The sequence below is a fragment of the Lyngbya aestuarii BL J genome (genome assembly GCF_000478195.2).
GTDB classification, from domain to species: Bacteria; Cyanobacteriota; Cyanobacteriia; order Cyanobacteriales; family Microcoleaceae; genus Capilliphycus; species Capilliphycus aestuarii.
Genome location: NZ_AUZM01000001.1, coordinates 88420 through 108309 on the forward strand (window position 1 = coordinate 88420; position 19890 = coordinate 108309).

General features: G+C 40.3%; 16 protein-coding genes. 8 read left to right on the plus strand and 8 right to left on the minus strand.

The window, feature by feature from the left end; all coding sequences use genetic code 11:
- Positions 1 to 24 precede the first annotated feature (24 nt).
- The 5 genes from M595_RS29960 (at position 25) to M595_RS00360 (ending at position 4249) form a co-directional block, all read left to right on the plus strand.
- A complete protein-coding gene (locus M595_RS29960) occupies positions 25 to 1110 on the plus strand; it encodes a tetratricopeptide repeat protein (protein WP_023064004.1) in 1086 nt (361 codons plus the stop codon).
- Positions 1111 to 1248: 138 nt separating this feature from the next.
- Positions 1249 to 2703 (plus strand): CHAT domain-containing protein, encoded by a 1455-nt coding sequence (locus M595_RS29965; RefSeq protein WP_023063859.1) that lies wholly within the window; start codon positions 1249 to 1251, stop codon positions 2701 to 2703.
- 74 nt (positions 2704 to 2777) lie between these two features.
- Entirely contained in the window at positions 2778 to 3047 is a 270-nt protein-coding gene (locus M595_RS30390) for a hypothetical protein (protein WP_052001671.1), read from the plus strand.
- Entirely contained in the window at positions 3028 to 3564 is a 537-nt protein-coding gene (locus tag M595_RS00355) for a DUF928 domain-containing protein (protein WP_052001672.1), read from the plus strand. The genes M595_RS30390 and M595_RS00355 overlap by 20 nt, the downstream gene beginning before the upstream one ends.
- A gap of 28 nt (positions 3565 to 3592) precedes the next feature.
- Complete coding sequence (locus tag M595_RS00360) at positions 3593 to 4249, plus strand: adenylate/guanylate cyclase domain-containing protein (RefSeq protein ID WP_023063969.1); 657 nt, start codon at positions 3593 to 3595, stop codon at positions 4247 to 4249.
- A gap of 155 nt (positions 4250 to 4404) precedes the next feature.
- On the opposite strand, the gene trpB is transcribed toward M595_RS00360, so the two are convergent.
- From trpB to egtD, 4 genes are all read right to left on the minus strand, one after another.
- On the minus strand, positions 4405 to 5652 hold the full coding sequence (trpB, locus tag M595_RS00365) for a tryptophan synthase subunit beta (protein ID WP_023063861.1): 1248 nt from the start codon (positions 5650 to 5652) through the stop codon (positions 4405 to 4407).
- A 419-nt stretch (positions 5653 to 6071) separates the two neighbouring features.
- Positions 6072 to 7400 carry a TRAP transporter large permease gene (locus M595_RS00370; RefSeq protein ID WP_040483356.1) on the minus strand — a complete coding sequence of 443 codons (1329 nt, stop codon included), beginning with the start codon at positions 7398 to 7400 and terminating at the stop codon, positions 6072 to 6074.
- A gap of 107 nt (positions 7401 to 7507) precedes the next feature.
- On the minus strand, positions 7508 to 8068 hold the full coding sequence (locus tag M595_RS00375; RefSeq protein ID WP_023064016.1) for a TRAP transporter small permease subunit: 561 nt from the start codon (positions 8066 to 8068) through the stop codon (positions 7508 to 7510).
- Positions 8069 to 8278: 210 nt separating this feature from the next.
- Positions 8279 to 9325, minus strand: a complete 1047-nt coding sequence (gene egtD, locus M595_RS00380; RefSeq protein WP_023064046.1) for an L-histidine N(alpha)-methyltransferase — start codon at positions 9323 to 9325, stop codon at positions 8279 to 8281.
- A 322-nt stretch (positions 9326 to 9647) separates the two neighbouring features.
- Between egtD and M595_RS00385 the strand changes: the two genes are divergently transcribed.
- Positions 9648 to 11927, plus strand: a complete 2280-nt coding sequence (locus tag M595_RS00385) for a GAF domain-containing protein (RefSeq protein ID WP_023063946.1) — start codon at positions 9648 to 9650, stop codon at positions 11925 to 11927.
- 256 nt (positions 11928 to 12183) lie between these two features.
- Here M595_RS00385 and M595_RS00390 read toward each other — a convergent pair whose 3' ends face one another.
- Positions 12184 to 12603 (minus strand): hypothetical protein, encoded by a 420-nt coding sequence (locus tag M595_RS00390; protein ID WP_040483357.1) that lies wholly within the window; start codon positions 12601 to 12603, stop codon positions 12184 to 12186.
- Between the two features lie 136 nt (positions 12604 to 12739).
- Here M595_RS00390 and M595_RS00395 point away from each other — a divergent pair, with 136 nt between their 5' ends.
- Positions 12740 to 13504 carry a hypothetical protein gene (locus M595_RS00395; RefSeq protein ID WP_023063930.1) on the plus strand — a complete coding sequence of 255 codons (765 nt, stop codon included), beginning with the start codon at positions 12740 to 12742 and terminating at the stop codon, positions 13502 to 13504.
- A 35-nt stretch (positions 13505 to 13539) separates the two neighbouring features.
- Here the strand turns inward: M595_RS00395 and M595_RS00400 are convergent, their stop codons facing one another.
- Complete coding sequence (locus tag M595_RS00400; RefSeq protein WP_023063947.1) at positions 13540 to 14901, minus strand: mechanosensitive ion channel family protein; 1362 nt, start codon at positions 14899 to 14901, stop codon at positions 13540 to 13542.
- Between the two features lie 276 nt (positions 14902 to 15177).
- On the opposite strand from M595_RS00400, the gene M595_RS00405 reads away from it, so the two are divergent.
- The gene (locus M595_RS00405; protein ID WP_023064064.1) at positions 15178 to 16098 is read left to right on the plus strand and encodes a PNPOx family protein; all 921 of its coding nucleotides are present in this window, start codon (positions 15178 to 15180) and stop codon (positions 16096 to 16098) included.
- Positions 16099 to 16130: 32 nt separating this feature from the next.
- On the opposite strand, the gene M595_RS00410 is transcribed toward M595_RS00405, so the two are convergent.
- Together M595_RS00410 and M595_RS00415 are read right to left on the minus strand one after the other, a co-directional pair.
- Positions 16131 to 16796: an SDR family oxidoreductase gene (locus M595_RS00410; RefSeq protein WP_023063964.1), complete on the minus strand. Its 666-nt coding sequence runs from the start codon at positions 16794 to 16796 to the stop codon at positions 16131 to 16133.
- A gap of 75 nt (positions 16797 to 16871) precedes the next feature.
- A complete protein-coding gene (locus tag M595_RS00415; RefSeq protein WP_023063968.1) occupies positions 16872 to 19829 on the minus strand; it encodes an NACHT domain-containing protein in 2958 nt (985 codons plus the stop codon).
- Between the last annotated feature and the right edge of the window lie 61 nt (positions 19830 to 19890).

Sequence of the window (19890 nt, forward strand, 5' to 3'; positions counted from 1 at the left end):
TTCCCTTTTAGGGGAACGTGAAAAATGAGAAAAACTCGATGGCGAATTCTAGTTTTTGGGCTGTTGTTTTTCCTCTCAATGGTGATATTTCCAGAACTCGCTGAAATTAGACATTCAAGCGCAATGGAAGTTCAGCAGCAACAAATTCAACAAACTAAACCCAATTTTGTTGAACAAGCCAGAGCGTTTTATTTAGCTGGAGATTATCAGAAAGCGGTTGAAATGTGGCAAAAAGCTGTTGCTGAATTCACAGCCCAGAATCAGCCTTTAAATCAAGCAATGGCGTTGAGTAATCTGTCTTTGAGTTATCAAAAATTAGGACAATGGAAACAAGCCGAAGAAGCTATTGTTCAAAGTCTAAACCGCTTAGGAGTTGATCCCGAATTTTCATCACCTACTCAACTTCGTCTTTTGGCTCAAATTTTGAGCATACAGGGTAATTTTTACCTGGAAACTGGACAACCAGAAAAAGCCCTTTCAACTTGGACAGAAGCCACTGAATATTATACTAAAATTGGTGATCATCATAGCCGAACTAATAGCCAAATTAACCAAGCACAAGCCATGCAAGAGTTAGGGTTTTATCCAAAAGCTTGTCAAGCCTTAATGAATGCTTTAGAACTCAGTAATACAACCTGTGAATGGTCTTCAGAGTCTCAGAAAAAAATTGAAGCAAAACCTGTTAATATTCAGAATATTTTAGCGTTCAGACAACTGGGTGAAGTGTTTAGAGTGTTGGGTGATTTTCCAGCTTCATCTCAAGTGTTATTAACTGCATTAGAACAGGCAAAAGTATTGCAGAAGACTGAACAAATCGGCGCAGTTTATCTAAGTTTAGGGAAAACCAACCAAGCCCAAGGAAACAGTAATTTTTTCAATCAAGAAAGGGCTGCACAAGATTTTAATGTAGCATTAAAATCTTATACCCAAGCGATAGAGAGTGCGACTCAACCCCTACTACAAACTCAAGCTAAAATCGAAACAGTCAACTTATTAGTTCAGACCCAACAATGGACTAATCTACAGTCTTTAATCTCAGAAATAACCGCAGAAGTTACTGATGTTCCTCTGAGTCAGTCGGGAATTAATACTCAAATTCGTTTAATTTAAATTCTTCTAGATTTATTAGCTTACAAACCTGGAGAAAATGAACAAAAAGTTATACAATTTCAACAAATAAAAGCCGACATCCAAGGAATTTTAACCCGCGTTACCGAAGAATCTCAACAAATAAACTCTAAACGAGGGTTGGCTTATAGTTGGGGTTTACAGGGAAAACTCTATGAATTCAAGCAAGATTTCGACGCCGCAGAAAACTCAACAATTCAAGCCCTAAATACCCTAGATAGCTATCAAAATCAACCCGATATTGCCTATCAATTTCTCTGGCAACTCGGACGCATTCGCAAAGCCACCGAAAAAACAGAACTAGCGATTTCTAATTATACCCAAGCGGTTGATTTACTCAAAGGTCTTCGCCAGGATATTGTGGCGACTGACTTAGACAGTCGGTTTAACTTTCAAGAAAATGTTGAACCCGTTTATCGAGACTTAATTGACTTGCGCTTACAACGTGCGGATGAAACCCAATCTGATTTGAGAGAATCGATTAATTTAATTGAATCCTTACAAATTGAGGAACTGAACAACTTTTTTAAAATTGCTTGTATCGATGAAGAAGCGACTCAAATAGACGAAGCCGATCCGACTGCTGCGGTATTTTATCCAATCATTTTATCAAATCGTTTAGAAGTTATTATTGCCCTACCCGGACAACCCTTGCGTCATTACTCAACCCCTGTTTCTGCCGATGAAGTTAGACAGATTAATCTCGAAATCCGTAGAAAGTTAGGACTATTATTCAACGAAAAAGACATTTTACCTCAGACTCAAAACCTCTATAACTGGTTAATTCGTCCTATTGGAACCGAACTTAAAAACAGTAACATCACAACATTAGTTTTTGTTCTCGATGGAGTTTTGCGAAATATTCCAATGGCATTTTTACAGGATGGTAAACAGTATTTGATCGAAAACTATAACATTGCGATCGCCTTACCAGGATTAAAATTGCGTAACCCTAACGCCTTCAATTCCAAAGCCTTAAAACTGCTCATCGGTGGACTCAGTGAAGCCAGTCAAAACTTTCCCCCTCTCCCTGCTGTTCAAGAGGAAATAGAAAAGATCTCTCAGCAGTTTCCCTCCTCAAAAGTGCTACTCAACGATGAGTTTACAACACCGAACCTACAAAACCAAATCAATCGGCTTAATGCACCCATTATTCACCTCGCCACTCACGGTCAGTTTAGTTCAAACCGAGAAGATACCTTTATTCTCACAGCCAACGATAAAATTAAGATTAATGATTTTGAAAGTTTACTGAAAACTCGAGAAGAAAACGGAATTAACCCCATTGAACTCTTAGTTCTAAGTGCTTGTCAGACTGCATCAGGTGATAATCGAGCTACACTAGGATTGGCAGGAGTCGCAGTCCGTTCTGGCGCTCGCAGTACCTTAGCTACTCTCTGGTCAGTCAACGATCAATCAACTGCTCAATTGATGGAAACGTTTTATCAAAAGCTGACCCAGCCTAATATTAGTAAAGCAGAAGCTTTGCGTCTGGCTCAACTTGACCTTCTAGAACGTGGATATCGAAAGCCCTTTTACTGGGCGCCCTTTATTTTAGTGGGTAACTGGTTTTGATCAAACTTAGGGTGTATTTGCTCTTAATTCATTCAATCTTATGTTTTGTTGCATCTAATAGGAGCAATTTTCAGATGTCAAGTCAACACCTTCTACACGGTTTTACAGGAATCTTCGCTGTTAGCTGTGCGGTTTTTCTTCTGAGCAACTTGTCTGTTAAAGTAGAAGCGCAGCCCTCTTCTGCGACATCCCGTCGAGAGAGTCAAAAAATAGCGATTCGATACCGACCCCCCGCCGGACAGGGAAAACCAAAAGCAACCGTTGGAGGAGGAACTCGAACCACCTGTTTTCTCGATCAAGAACAACCCAAACCTCCCCTTAACTTTGTTACTTCCTGGGGATAAGTCGGGGCTAACGATCGCAGCTCGTCCTCAATTTTTTGTGTATGTACCGTCCACCTCAGCTACAGAAGCAGAATTTTTGCTCAGAGATCCCAACGGAGACTATGAATACCGCGCCCGTTATACCTTACCGAAAACTGGCGGTATTATCAAAGTTGAACTCCCTGACTCTCAAACCCCGTTAGACGTGGGTAAAGATTATGAGTGGATGTTTGCGATTATTTGCGACGCAGACAGTCGAGATCGAGATATTGTTGATGTGGGAACTATTAAACTGACAGAACTTTCCCCCACCCAAAAAAGCCAACTTGACCAAGCCGAACCGTTAAAACGGGCTGAATTGTATGCTGAATATGGGATTTGGCATGATGCGGTGGCGACTTTAGCAACACTCCAATGCTCTAACCCAAATAACCAAAGCCTAGCAACTTGGACACAACTGTTGCAGTCTGAACCTATCCTTGATTTAATTGCGACTCAACCCTTGATTGAATGTGGCACACTCAAGGCGAACAATTAAATGGGGATTTTACATCCACAGTAGGCAGTTGAAATTTAACATTACTCGGAAAAAACTAAAACAGTCGCTTTGGAAAGGACGAAATATTGCTGTCATCTTTTCGACAGTCGTTGGACTGGTTTTACTCCTCCGCAGCTTAGGACAATTGCAGGGATTAGAATGGATGGCGCTGGATCTGTTTTTTCGCTGGCATCCTCCTGAACCTCTTGACTCACAAATTGTACTTGATCATGATGGCGTTGTCGATAAATTTATCGGTGATGCAGTGATGGCAGTCTTTGGAATTCCCATTCCGAGAACCACATCAGAAGATATTAGTCAAGATGCAACTGCGGCGGTTCGTTGTGCTTTAGAGATGGGTACACAGCTAGCAACCCTAAATCAACATTGGCATCAAAAAGGACTGCCCACAGTTGCGATGCGAGTCGGTATTGCAACAGGTTTAGTTGTAGCAGGGAGTTTGGGAGGTCTGCGCCGACAAAATTATACAACAATTGGAGATACTGTAAACCTCGCCGCCCGGTTAGAAAGTTATGAGAAGTCGATGCAAGATGGAATCTGTCGCATCCTTATTTCTGAAGAAACTTATCAATATGTTTATCATCAATTTTCTACACAACTTATTGGGAAAGTAAAGCTGAAGGGTAAAGAAAAAAGTCTAGCGGTTTATCAAGTTTTTGCATAAAAACTAAACTGTTGCAATCATTAACCGATTCAAAAAATAGATGTCAAAATTCCCCCCAACTCCCTACCTCCCCACAAATCAAGTTTTAGGGTTAGAACGCGCACGGCCCTCCTTTTAGGAGGAGGTGATTGGGGTTTTAATCTTTGGCTTTGGGTTTAATCTTTAGAATTGAGGAACTTCGCAACCGTTTGAACATCTTTATCACCCCGTCCTGAACAGTTTAAAATAATCCGGGGACTGCCTTCTAACTGCGGACAAAGGGTTTCCAAATAAGCGATCGCATGGGCGGTTTCTAGCGCTGGAATGATCCCTTCTAACTGGGATAACCGTTGAAACGCATCTAAGGCTTGTTGGTCGGTGACACTATAATATTCTGCCCGTTGGCTGTCTTTTAAAAAGCTATGTTCTGGCCCAACTCCCGGATAGTCCAAACCCGCACTAATAGAATGGGGTTCGATCACTTGTCCGTCATCATCCTGCAACAGATAACTCATCGCCCCATGCAACACCCCAACTTGTCCTTTTGTCAAGGTAGCAGCGTGTTTTCCGGTTTCAATCCCTGAACCTGCGGCTTCAACGCCAATTAACCGCACTGAGGGTTCGTTGACAAACTCGTGAAACAGTCCCATCGCGTTTGAACCCCCGCCCACACAAGCCATTAAAATATCGGGTAAACCGTCCCATTTTTCCAGACATTGGATGCGGGTTTCAACGCCTATCACTCCATGAAAGTCTCGCACCATCATTGGATAGGGATGAGGCCCGGCAACGGAACCCAGGATGTAGTGTGTTGTTTCTACGTTCGTTACCCAGTCTCTAATCGCCTCTGAGGTGGCATCTTTGAGGGTGCCAGTCCCCGCCTCGACGGGTTTAACTTCCGCGCCCAACAACCGCATTCTAAACACGTTCAGGGCTTGTCTGTCCATGTCGTGAACGCCCATATAAATCACACATTTCAAGCCAAACCGCGCACAAACTGTAGCTGTGGCGACACCGTGTTGACCTGCCCCGGTTTCAGCGATAATCCGCTGTTTCCCCATTTTGACAGCCAATAACGCTTGAGCCAAGGCATTATTAATCTTATGGGCGCCGGTGTGGTTGAGGTCTTCCCGTTTGAGGTAAATTTGCGCTCCGCTGCCATCGGGTTTGGCGTAATATTGGGTTAAACGTTCGGCAAAGTACAACGGACTCGGACGCCCAACATAATCCCGCAACAGTTGTTGTAATTGTTGCTGAAATTCGGGGTCGTTGCGATATTGTTTGAAGGCGGTTTCCAGTTCGGCCAAAGCGGGCATTAAAGTTTCGGGAACGTATTTGCCCCCAAACTGGCCGAAGCGTCCGAGGTGGTCGGGGCGTTGGGTGGAGGTGGGTTGAGAATCCGGGCGAATGGGTGTTGTGGTCACTGGCTCAAAACGTTAACTGAACGATTGATATTATTATAGGATTCTAGGGTGAGAGATTCGGTATGTTCAATTTTTATTAAGGAAATCTGAGTTGATTGTGTTCATCAGCGAAACAATTCTGTCGATCAAGGTTAGTTAACGTAAAAACCAATGAATGTATCCGCACCGCTCACAGATTAGACAGAGAGCTAACGAGGAATCTTCTATCCAATCGATGTTAAATGGTGGAGTCGTTAAATCTCTCTGGAACTTTACCGATCTTTCTTGGAATAAGTCATGACTACAAACTAAACATTTCAATGGATGTTCAGCCACTTTGTAGGGTTTTGCTTTGGTCATAGTTTATTGCCTGTTGTTTATACTTTTATTATAGCTACAACTTAGACATTACTGATTTCCTGTCAAGTGAAAATCAACCCTTAACTTGCTGCCAGCGAGGGTAAAAAGCTGACAATTTGGGGAAAGAAAACAATCAGTGCTAACACAATTAATTGCAGGATAATAAACGGAATTGCCCCTTGATAAATGTCTTCGGTTTTGACTTCGGGTGGTGCAACGCCTCGCAAGTAAAATAGGGCAAATCCAAACGGTGGGGTGAGAAACGAGGTTTGAATATTGGCGCCGATGACGACTCCAAACCAAACTAAATCCATCCCAAAATTTTGGGCGATGGGAACGAGTAACGGCACGACAATAAAAACAATTTCAAAAAAGTCGATAAAAAATCCCAGAATAAAAATCAATAACATCGTAATCAATAAAAATCCGATTTCTCCTCCTGGTGTATTAGAAAGGGAGTCTCGGACTAATTGTTCGCCGCCCAGTCCACGAAACACTAAACTAAAGGCTTTGGAACCGATTAAAATAAACATCACCATGCAGGTTGTTCGCAAGGTGGCATCACAAACTTGACTGAGATTTTCCCAACTGAGTCGGCGATTGGCTGCGGCTAAAATCATCGCCCCAACACAACCTACGGCACCTGCTTCTGTGGGAGTTGCAATCCCAAAAAAGATACTTCCTAAAATCAAGGTAATCAGTAAAATTGGCGGAATTAAAACTTTAACAATTCGGCCTCCAAGTCCAGGTGCATCTAAGACTTCTTGAGGTAAAGCGGGGGCAACATCTGGGCGTAAAAAGGCAACAATTAAAACATGAACTAAAAACACTCCCGTCATTAGCAAACCTGGAATTAAAGACCCCATAAATAAGTCGCCAACTGAAACCCCAAGTTGATCGCCTAAGACGACTAAAACCACACTGGGCGGAATAATTTGTCCGAGGGTTCCTGATGCGACAATTACTCCGGTTGCGAGTTTTTTGTTGTAGCTATATCGCAGCATTGTGGGCAAAGAAATTAATCCCATCGCAATCACTGTAGCCGCAACAACCCCTGTGGTAGCAGCAAGTAAGGCCCCGACAATTATCACCGCAACGGCTAATCCTCCCCGTACTCGTCCGAATAAAATCCCCATGGTTTCTAAGAGATCTTCGGCAATGCCAGATTTTTCTAACATTGACCCCAAAAAGATAAAATAGGGAATGGCAAGTAGGGTGAAATTATTCATTGTCCCGAAGATTTGTTGGGGCATTGCTGACCACAAAATTGGGTCAAATATTCCTAATGCCATCCCCACAAAGGTGAAAATGAGGGCGACTCCTCCTAGAGAAAAGGCGACAGGATAACCAATGGCTAGGAAGACTAATACCGCCCCAAACATCACAAGACTTAATAGATCCGGGTTCATAGAATGCGATAACGTTTAATCTGATTTCAGTTAAAAAACTTGAGGAATTTTTGGCTAAGTTGGCAAATTTTTGTGATAGAATTTCTAGATCAACTCGATTGTATGCTCTATTCTAAGGATCGGCGACTTGGATCTTCTGTTTCCGGTGAGAGAATCCCTTTGAAGATTGCGAAGTTTTTAATCGCCTCAGAAATGCCTTGAATAATTAATAACACAAAACAAACAATAATTAAGCTTTTAATCGGATAACGAGGTAAACCGCCGGGATCGGGTGAAGTCTCTAAAATTTTCCAGGAATTGCTAATGGTTCCCCAAGAATAAATAATGACCATCACCGAAAATGGAATCAGAAATAATACACTTCCCCAAAAATCAACTAAGGCTTTGTATTTGGTATTGAGGCGACTTTGAATAACATCAACCCGAACGTGTTCATTATGTTTTAAAGTATAAGCAGCACCTAACAAAAAGATCACATCAAAAATATACCATTGCGTTTCAATCAGGGCATTAGAACTGAGGTTTTGACCGAATGATCGCCCAATATAACGACCCACAACATTCCAAGTTCCTACACCAATCATTAATAAGGCAAGCCAATAAACAATCCGACCAATAAATTCATTAAATTGGTCAATCAGTCGAGAAATCTGCAACAGAATTTGCACAGTTAACTCCAATATGTAATCAATTTAACAGATAGACTTTTATTAATCTTATATCATTAAAAGTAGGGTGCATCAAATGAACTACTCTCAATCCGGTCAAAGGAAAAATGAGATCACTTAATGCACCGACACACAATCAGGCCGATTAAACAGACTGCGACCTGTCCGGCTCAGGAAAAGATTAGGCAATTTGATTGACCTGACACCCCGTTAACTGTTCGCTTCAACCTGACACAGTAACACCGCAAACCAGGGATGAGAATCAGTCCAAACTTTTAAGGTTGTCAACCCCTGAGACTTCAGGTAAGCCTGCATTTGGTCTAAGTTAAACTTCCGAGAAATTTCAGTGCGAAGGGTTTCTCCGGCTGCAAACTCAACCGTTAAGTCCAGACTGCGTAACTGAACCGTTTGCGATCGCAGACTTCGTAGGTGCATTTCAATCCGATGCTCTTGTTGATTGTAAAATGCCCAATGTTCAAACTGCTGTAAATTGAAATTCCCTTGAAAACGGCGATTGAGATGTTGCAGCAGATTCAAATTAAACGCCGCAGTCACTCCTTGAGCATCGTTATAAGCCGCTTCTAAAATCTGAGGAGGTTTTTGTAAATCTATCCCCAAAAGAAAATATTCTCCGGGTTGTAATGCGGTGGTAATGTCAGCAAAAAATTGATCCGACTCCACAGGAGAAAGATTTCCCAAGGTACTCCCGAGAAAACTAATCATCCGTGTCGGTAAAGGAGAAGGATTGAGTTGGGCGAGTGCTTGTTCATAGGTACTCACCAAACCGTGAACTTGGAGAGAAGGATAATCTTCTAACAATTCATAAGCACTTTTTTCTAAGATTCCCCCGCTAATATCAATCGGTAAATAGCGTAGAGGATGATCTAAACTTTGGTAAGCATCCAGCAGAATTCGAGTTTTTGTCGAACTCCCACTTCCCAACTCAACCAGTTCACAAGGCCCTGTTAAACGAGCAATTTCTGAGGTACAGTTTTGGAGGATGGTCGTTTCTGTGCGAGTCGGATAATATTCCGGAACCTCACAGATTTGCTCAAACAACACCGAACCGCGATCATCGTATAGATACTTAGGCGAGAGGGTTTTAGGTGCTTGAGTTAACCCGTGAATGACATCGGTTGCTTGAGCAATCTCCGACTCCAGAGAAGCCGCTTCACTAACGAGATGTTCGATCCACAGCCGTTTTTCGAGTAACGAGCGATCACTTTGAGCGGAAGTTGATGGGTTTGAAATTTGCATTACAACTTAGCTAGACGTAGCAATTGAGAAAAATGCCAACTTGTCAAGTCTTTTTAAGAGATGACTGACAAATTTAAGACGATCTCGTTAAATATTGTCTCATAATTGGTTCGCTTGGGTTGCATTTTGACAAACTTCAACTAGAAGTTATTTCTTTTGGCGAACTCACAAATAACTCTAAAGGTGCATTCTGGCATCTATCTGGTGGTTGATGGTAACGGGTCAGTCAAAAATTGTGCTACGATCGCGACAATTAGGGAGTGACATCCTTGATGTTATCCACCCTTTAACTGAATCCGCTATTGCTGTGGGAAACTCGCTCATGTGCGTCTCTGTGTCTAATTCTGAACACTACCAATCCCCATTAGAAAAAACGACTCTGACTCCGAAAAAATCTAAGCGTTTGAATACTCAGTCGTCTACTGAATTGTCTTCCTTATCCCCAATTACTCCCGAACCCGAACCCAAAACCGAACTGCAAGCCTGGCAACTTCCATTTAATCTTCAGCATTGTAGTCGCACTCTACTGGCTGTTGTAGAACCGGATAGCTTTAGGCTCCACTATGGGAATCGTTCTTTTTGTCAGTTACTCGAAATTGACAGTGCTTACCTGTGTTCAGAGGATCATCAACTGAACATTTTTAATCAATTTAAATCTGTTACTGAAATTAGCTTAGAACAACTTTATCGCTATCATCTCCTGCAACAAATTTTATCTAAATATTATCATATAAATCTCGAATTTTTACAGATTATCGATCAATCTGTTCTCGTTTCTCCTCATTTTTCCCCTAAAAAAAATAACTGTTTTATTCGTTTTTGGTTAAACTCCCAAAGTTGTGAAATTAATCGTATTGATCCCAATCTTGATGAGTTTGCTCAAATCCGCGAACAACTAGAACTTTCTCAACTCAAACAACCCGGTAAACTCGCTGCGATCGCTCAACAATTACAACTAGATAACTACCGCATTGAAGGAATGATCGTTCTTGAAGGCGTAGATGTTACCTTGAGTGAACAAAAGCGTCTATTAATTGATCAACTGCTTAATCGCAATTTAATTCGTCAGCGTCAAGGTTGGGAACAAATCGAACAAAGTTTGCGATCGCTGTTTCAAGCAAATTATGGTATTCTTCTCCGGTTTAAAGGAAACAAAGCCAAGCTATCTTTTAGTTTAGATACTAACGCCGCAGCTCCGACTGTTTATAACTTAGAAACTTTAAAAGACTCTTATTTATTTGAGGCGGCTCATGGTAATCAAGTGATGATTATTCCTGAATTGCAACGGGATTTTCCGACTGAATGTGAACGTCTACTCTACAATCAAGATATTCGCTCTTTGTTACTGATTCCGTTGGTGATTCAATCTCATTTTAGTTCTTCTCCAGAGGAACAAATTTTAGGAATTATTGGACTGGGAAGTCATCAGAGCGATCATTTTCATCCCAATGATATTAAACTCGCTCAAGAACTAATTCCAGCTTTAATTACAGCTTTTCACTTCTCAACTCAGCAACGATTGAGTAATATTCGCAATCTTCATCCTTCTGTTGAATGGCGGTTTTTACAAGAAGCTGAACGTCGGAGTTGGGGACTTTCACCTCAACCCATTGTTTTTGAACAGGTTAATCCTCTCTACGGAATTTCTGATATTCGGGGTTCGTCGGAGGAACGAAATCACGCAATTCAGGCTGATTTACTCACCCAGTTTCATTTAGGGTTAGCGGTGATTGAGGCGGTTTGTCAGGCTCAACAGACGGCTCTCGGTGAACAATTGCGTCAAGATCTGATTGAATATATTACTCAGATTGAAGAAAAAATAACGGTTGATGGTGAAGTGCGAGCGACTGATTATTTAATGACTCATTTAGAAATTTATTTTGACTATTTCTGTGAATGTTCTGCGGAGGTAGAAGCCGCAGTTTATGCTTATCGTGAGGCTTGTGATAATAAGCATCGATGTGTTTATACTGAGCGCTCGCGCTATGATGAGATGCTGAATTTAATTACAGTTAGTCTGCAAAAAAGCTGGAATAAATGGCAAGAGGAGATGCAAAAGATTATTCCTCATTACTGTGATGTTGAGTGCAGTGATGGAATGGATCATATGCTGTATGTCGGGAAGTCAATTGATACTCGGTTTAGTTTTTTTCATCTCAAAAGTTTGCGTTATGAACAGTTAAGAGCGGTTTGTGATTGTGCGAGAACGGCGTTGAAATTGAAAGCAGAAGGGAAGATTAGTTTAGAGTTGGCGCATCTAATATTAGTTCAGCATACGACGATTGACATTTTTCACGATGAGAATACAGAACGAGTGTTTGATGTTAGAGGAACTCGAGATATTCGCTATGAAATTGTTAAAAAGCGGATTGATAAAGGGGTTGACTTAGAAACTCAAGAACGAATTACCCAACCGGGAAAATTAACGATTGTCTATTCCACTGAAGAAGAATCAGATGAATATCAACAATATTTACGGTATTTAACCCGTGAAAACTGGGTAGAATCTCACGTGGAAATGGGTTCTGTTGCACCTCTACCGGGTGTTAATGGCTTGAAGTATATTCGGGTTAAAGTGATTGATGCTTCAGAAGAACAATAAAAAGAAGAAGGGGTGTATGATTATGAAAAATTCTACACCCCTCATCCTGAGTAGCATTCACTCATCAAACCCTTAATCAGGAGTTAAGGTCTTTACCTTAACAGATAGCTAATGGCAAAATCAAGCTTCAAAAAATGGGAAATACTTACATCAAGGATAAAGTTAACTTAACAGTAAAAAAGGACATTCAAGCTGATGATCTACCGTTAAGTTAACGAAAAGATATTGGACAAATAAGAGAATTTAATTCTTGGAGTTATTTGCTAAAAACAACTTCTTTTTGAACAGATTCTTCTTTTGAAGTTGCGGTATTCTCTTGCATCTCTAGTTCGCCGCCTGGGGCTTCTGGATGCACTTTCGCCACATCATTGACTTCATCAACACTCTCAAAAGACATCGCTGCTAATTCAGCCTGACGCCGACGGTAATAAAATAAACCGAGTCCGAGAAAACCCGCAGTTCCAGTAGCCGCAGCAATTCCGGCTGCTTTAGCGATATCTTGAGAAGTCAATAAGTTCTTCCAATTGACAGAAATTTTATCGGTTGAGTTGAAGCTGCTAGAGCCGGATTTTAACTTATTGTATAAACAAGCTTCCGCAGAAGTGGAACCCAAAATGAGGCTTCCCGCGATGGAAACCGTTGAAAGAGCGGTGATTAAGAATTTAAACTGAGTCATGGTTATCTAAGTATTAGAATTTTGCCTATATCTTAGTACAAGTCCTAAATTTTTGCAGTATATTCTTGTACCAATTTTCGTAAAACTTGTCATACTTAAAGATAAGTTGTGCTAATACAAATTAAGTTGATTTGATATGAACCTTTTGACTCAAGTTCTTCACATTGTTGGGAGTGGCGCGAGTGCCTACATTACCGCTCGTAACCTGCGGGATACTCAAACTCGCCCGAACTTACTGGCTGGCTTTCAACTAGCGGAGTCAGGTTCAGTTCCGTTTTTGGAGAAACTTCGCGATCGCGCCTTCGCTGAAGGAGACACTTGGCTTGCTGAACAGTTGGGACGTCATGCCAACGACGAAAAACGTCATGGTCAAATTTTTGCCCAGGCCCTCAAACGTCACGATAAACAAGTGATCGACTTCAAGCAACAAGCCCAACAACAAGACAAACAAGACAAAAAAGAACGTCAGCGCAGTCCGTTTTTTGATGCGTACTTTAAAGACTATAGCGCTGAACAACTCAAAGCGGAAAACATCGACTGGATCGTGTTTATGGGGAGTACCTATATCCTCGAACTTGACGCCAGCAAGGACTTTGTACGCATGGCGAACGTTTTACCGGATGATGATCTGGTGACGGCTAGCACCAAAAAAGGTATTCTGAGTGTCGCCCAAGATGAAACCCGTCACGCGGCTTACCTGTTAGAAGCCTTACATCGTCGTTTGACTCCTGCTGAGGTTGCCAACATTATCGATGAGTGGCGCTCTCGCAAAGTCGATGCGTTGTTAGCGATGGTGAGTAACTTTGTCGAACGTCAAGGCCAAATGCGATCGTTGGTTCAAGATGCAGCACCTTCTGAGACAAACAACGAAACCGAACTCACAGAATTAACCGCAGCATAATTTGTAGGGTGGGTTAACGTAGTGTAACCCATCTTTTATTCTTGATTTAATTGAGCGGTAACATTGCCATTGACTTGATTGGGTAGATTGCGAAAAACCAAGGTATAAATATCCGTTGGCATATCAATATTTGCCTGTTCTAATGCTTCTTTAATGGCTTGAGTGACGTGAGAAGTTGTGGCTAAATAGCCCGCTCGTCGAGAATCTACCCAAAACCGTACTTCTAAGTTAACGGTACTGGGCGCTAGTTCTTTAACTAAAATATCAGCAGCCGGATTTGTTTCCACCTCGGGCATATTATGGAGAGCATTTAAAATAACTTTTTGCGCTGTACTGAGATCCTCACCATAATCAATTCCTACAATGACTGAACTACGACGACGAGGAGAAGCTGTATTATTAATAATGCTGGCTTGGAAGACTTCTTGATTAGGGATATAAACCAAACGTCCGTCATAAGTTCTGAGTGTTGTTCCTCGCAGTTGAATTTGAGTAATCGTGCCTTCAAAATCTTCAATCACTACCTGATCGTTAATTCTAAATGGACGAGCCGCGAGTAAAATTACTCCAGAAATATAGTTACTTAAAACATCTTTGAGACTAAAACCAATTGCGACACTGGTTAGTCCAAAAGCACCCAAAAGTGCCGCAAAATCTAAGCCTAAAACACCTAACGCAACTACACTTCCCAATACCCAAATACCCCCATAACTCAACCGCCCAATTAAGACTTCGGTGTTAGAATCGCCTTCTGTTTTTTGCGCCCATTTGAATGCTGCATAACGAACAGCGCTCGCGACTCCCCAAGTAAAAAAAACAACGATTAATGCACCAATAAATGCAGGTAAATTGCTAATCGTATCTCTAAAAAATTGGCGAATGGTTTCATATAAGCGCTGTCCAACATCAATCGCTAAAGGACGTTTATCAAAGGCTATATTGAGTTGCTCTTTCCACCTTTGCGCCAGGACTTCTAATTCTAAACCAAAATCTTGAGCATCTTGCTGAGTTACGGTCATTAAAACACGGTTTTTTACCTGTAATGTGGCAATATTTTGATTAGAGTTGATATTAACTGAAACAGGGGGAATTGAGTCCGATTGAGAGAGTAAACTAGCAATTCTACGGTTAATAATTTTAGCGCGATCGCTAGCACTCACTTCAGCCAAACTTCCAATCTGAAAAATTGGTCTTCCTCGCACTAAAACATCTGAAAAATATAAGCCATCTTGACTTTGATTGACTGGACTCGCTGAAGATTGCTGCGGAGTAGGAACGATAACATCTTCAGTTTGAGCAATACTCAGGGGTGTAATGAGAACAAATATCGTTATACTAATAAAAAGAATAAAGGGAAGCTTAAGTTTTTGAAGTAAAAATAACTTAAAATATTTCATTTAGATAATTTTGATTAAAGTTGAAGTTAAATCAAAGTTCAATAATTAATATGAACAAGATAAATTATTAAGTAAAATTTTACTTCTATCTTAAGATAGATTATTCTTTGTGATTTTCAGTGTAACGCACATATCGGTGAGATGCTTGATTTTGCTCAGAATGACATTCAAAAAATTATCAGCCTTTATTCAGATTCAACGTGTATTCTCAATGAAAGCAGCTTTGAATTGAGATTAGGCTAATTTATACTCAGCTACTCCAACCACAGGTAACAGATGAATCCAGAGTCTCCATTTCACGAGGGTGAACTACACGTACAACAACGGGCTAGGGAAACCCAGTCAGCGCAAAAGAATGGTCGAATTATTACCAATTCAATGGCTCAAAATGTCATCCAATTTATTAAACAACAACCAATGGTGATACTTGGGAGTATTGACGATCAACAAAATTTGTGGGCGTCGGTATTGTTGGGTGATCCCGGCTTTGCAGAAGTCGTTAATTCACAAACGGTTAAACTTGATTTAACTCGCACATTTCCCAATTTTGATGATCCATTTTGGACTAATATTCAGCATCATTATCAGGTAGGTTTGTTGTTTATTGAGTTAGAAAACCGTCGCCGAATGCGAATTAATGGACGTATTATTGATCGGGGAAATGAACACTTACAGATTGCGGTAGAAGAATCCTATCCTAACTGTTCAAAATATATTCAACGACGACATTTAGTGGAGATTAAACCCTCAAAGTATTCTCCGCTCAAACGTCAAGGTAATCAATTAGAACCCGATCAACAAATATTAATTAGTTCAGCAGATACATTCTTTGTCGTGAGTGCTTATCCGAGTCGAGGTGTTGACACCTCTCATCGAGGAGGAAATCCGGGGTTTGTGCGTGTTTTAAATGAAAAAACTTTACGAATTCCTGACTATTTGGGTAATAGTATGTTTAACACATTCGGAAATTTTGCTGTTAACCCTCGGGCGGGATTAATATTTTTAGATTTTCAGAGTAATCGCGTTTTACAACTCACAGGTGAACCTGAAATATTGTGGGAACTCGATGATCCAACTCAGGAAACAGGAGGAACAAAACGCTACTGGAATTTTACCCTAAAATACTGCTTAGAGACTCAACTCACCCAATCCCTTAATTGGGAATTTATTGATTATTCTCCTCATAATCCATCCTAATATTAAAATTTACAACATTAATGAAAAACGAACTACCAAGGTAACACTTCGCCATTAGAATGCCAAAAATTCCCAGTATTTTCTAGGTTTAATTCATCAATTCGCGCTAATAATCCCTTGACTGATTCTTCCGGGGTAATTCCCGAGTCAGTAAAGTTAGTCATCCGAGTTTTTACTAATCCGGGATGCAGGATAGCAACTGCAATTTGACGAGGTTTCAAATCAAGGGATAAGGATTTTCCCGCCATTGACAAGGCTACCTTTGACATCCGATAACCGTAAGAACCTCCGGAGGTATTATCTTCAATTGAACCCATTCTACTGGTCATTATAATGACTTTTGAACCCGGTTTTAAGTTTGGAAGAAGTGCATGAGTGAAGCGCAAAGGCCCGATTGCATTTACTTCAAATTGTTTACGAATACTTTCAAAATCAAGATTATCTAGGCTAATTCTTTCGACGATTCCGGCATTGTTAATTAATACATCAATGGGGCGATCACTTAAACGTTTAAGTAGCTCAGAAATAGACGTTTCAGACGTGATATCTACATCGGTTTCAATTTGCACGTTTAAATTTTTGAGTTCATCGGAAGCTGAACGACAAACCGCAATTACATCATCTCCTCGACGTTGAAGTTGGCGACAATATTCTAACCCAATTCCTCGATTTGCTCCTGTCACGAGATAAGTTGCCATTTTTTATTCTCTGTAAATGAGTAAAGTTTCTATTTTTTTAGTTTAAAGTTAATTAGAGGAGAGATCAAATTAAGTTTAAACCTGATGCCAAGCAGCATAAAAATCTGCATAAGACATCTGTTGAGCAGCATACCACAACAACTTATAAATTTCTAGAGCTTGAGGAGAGCGATTACCTTGATTTACAGCAATTGCATACTCTTTTAAACTCGTGACAATGAACGGAAGCTGTTCTTCAAGCAATCCTAACTTCAAAGCTTCTATTGTGGTTCTATAGGTTCTCTGAGTTTGTTCAGGAATCTGTAAACTCTTAATTAAAACAGAGATTGCTTTTGGATACCCAGGTTGTAGTTTAAGTAAAGAAATTGCATATTTACGTTGAGATTTAATTTTAGGGGTTGTCGCCAGTTTCTGCTTTAAAATAATCAGTGCTTTATCTGGATTTTTCTGCGGTTTTTGAGTCTGAAGGTGAGTAGATTTAGTTTGCCCAGGATTAAGAATAAACTGTGTTTTAAAGAGAGAATGTTCAGGCTCAATTTGTGACAAATCTTTAATCACTCTTGATCTAATTTTTTGAGGAGTTGAAGGTGATTGAATCAGATAAACTAAAGTGTTAATTGCAGTTGTATTTTCGGGATCTATTTTTCCCAGTCGATAGGCGGCTTTACGGCGAAGGCTATCTTGGGAAGCCGAGTGCAGAATTTCTGTTAAAGTCTTGATCGCAAGAGGATGACTGATACTCACTTGTCCTAAACTGCAAGCAATCTCCATTTTAGTAATTTCATCAGGTGCCGTTTCTAATAATTTTATTAACGTGTTTTCAGCAACTTTGTTCCCCCGAGCAAAGTTTTTTCCTAAACTATAGGCAATAAGCCAACAAATTCGGGAATGATTTAAGGATTGTATATGCTTTTCAAGCTGTTTAATCACTCGCGGTCGATCAGTAGAAAATAAAGCAATTCTCGCTCGTTCTAAAATAGGTGCTGGAAAAGTTAACCATTTTTGCTGAGTCGGATTAAATTCACCATAACACCAATGAATTAATTGACCAATTATTTGATCGGCTTGACTAAATTCTGAAAATTCTGATAGTCCAGAAGCGGCTAAACAATAAGCTTGATATTGATAAAATTGACCACAATCATCGTCAAAATTGACTAAAGCTTGAATAAATTCTTCTTTCTCTGAATTTTCTAGATCAAGCCGACCTAACCAGAGTAAAATAATTTCTTGCCATTGATTTGCAAAAATGTGATAATGAGAATCTACTTTATCGAGAAAAAATTTCCAGTTTGTAATCGCTTGTGCTGCAAAATATTCTTGAAAAGTTGAGTGATAAAAGCCATAAATTCGCTCACCAGTTGTCGCTGAAATTCCCACAGGATGCAGCCAACCCAGTTGTAAAGCGAAAGAAAATAAGTTAATTTCATCAGTATCAAGAACGGTTTCAATAAAAGATTGACTAAAACGAAACTTCATCTCGACTTGAGAAAAAGCATTTAAGGCTAACTTTCCGAGAACTTGATTTAGTCGTTGTCGCTGGGCTAAAGTGGTCGGAAATCTATCTTGTTTCCATTCGTAGAGCGTTTTAACAAATTGATTATAAAGGGCGGTTTTTGTACTCGGAAAGCTTCCTTGCATGACTGTCCAAATCCGACAGAGAAGGGCTAAACAGAGAGGATTTTTAACAGTATCTTGAATTCGCTGACGTTCGGGTTTTTCAAGTTCAGTAAAAAGATGAGCACCGAGTTGTGGCTGATGTTGAAACCATTTTTTAATAAACTGTTCAATTTGATTTAAGGACTTAGAATCATGATCACAAAAACTTAAATTACGATAGGTAACAAAATCTTCTAAGGGATTTTTACCCATTTCCCAAAGGTTAATTCGACAGGTAAGAATTATATTTGCATCTGCTATCCACCCCCGCAGTTGACGCGCAACTGAACTTAACGCTACACTGGATTCAATCCCCATTTCATCAATAGCATCTAACAGCAACCAAACCCGTTTTTGTTGAAATAATTCGGCAAATTCCTGTTGCCTTTCAGGTGAAATAATGACTTTGCGCGTGGCAGCTTTTAACCAATCTTTGAGTAAATACTGTTCGAGTGTCTCTCCCTGTAAATCCGCTAAAGAAATCCAAATTGGAAAAAAATTATGTTCGAGTAATTCATTAGCAATTCGTTGTAATACTGTCGTTTTTCCAGATCCAGGTTCTCCGATAATGGCAAGGCGTTGAGGGTCTTTAGAGGTAAGTAGCTGTTGTAGAAATAACTCAGGATTGATAATATCTTGAGTTTCAATATCCTCAGCATCATTAAATTCACAACTTTGATCACTTTGTAGTTTATTTTGCGATCGCCATTTGACCAAACCCAAAGGAATATAAACTTCCTGAAGTTCAAACTTCACACCATCACTTACTGTTAAAGGATTTGTAGTTAAACGTTCAATTTGTTGGGTCTGTAAACTCTCTCGACAATATTTTAACCAAGAATTACAGTCTTCATTATTAACATCTTCTTGAACACAATAATCCTGAGAATTTTCGAGCTTTTTAAAAAGTTTTTGATCGCCAGCAACTTGTTTAGATTTTTGCGGACGGCGTTGTTCCCATTCCTGATTAAACTGGTGTAAAATCGCTGTGCGATCCCTTCGTTTATGCCAAAACTTTAACGTAAAATGCCATGTTTCTGATCCTCGCCGTACGGGACGATGATCTTCTAAAATTTCCAAAAAATCTGTAAGACGGTTTAACGCTTCTTTAATTTGAGGAACTGTTAGCGCATTTCCAGTCAGTTTGATCAACGCTTCTAGAAACCGCAGCTTTGTTTGTACGATTAATTGCCGTTCATCCTTCCAATCGGTTTTAATCTCTCGTTGCAAGCGTTCTAAAGCGATTTCATCACAATCTAACTCGTCGTTTGCATAGTCCAACAAAGCGGTAAGTAACTGTTTAGTACGGTTTTTGGCTTGTGGGCCATAACTGATTCGCGGCATTTTTTCCACAAAGTTGGGGGAATCCCCCATCTCAACAACTTCCCCTATCTCTCAAGTGTAGTCTACATCTAGCTTTGCGGTGTCAAGATCA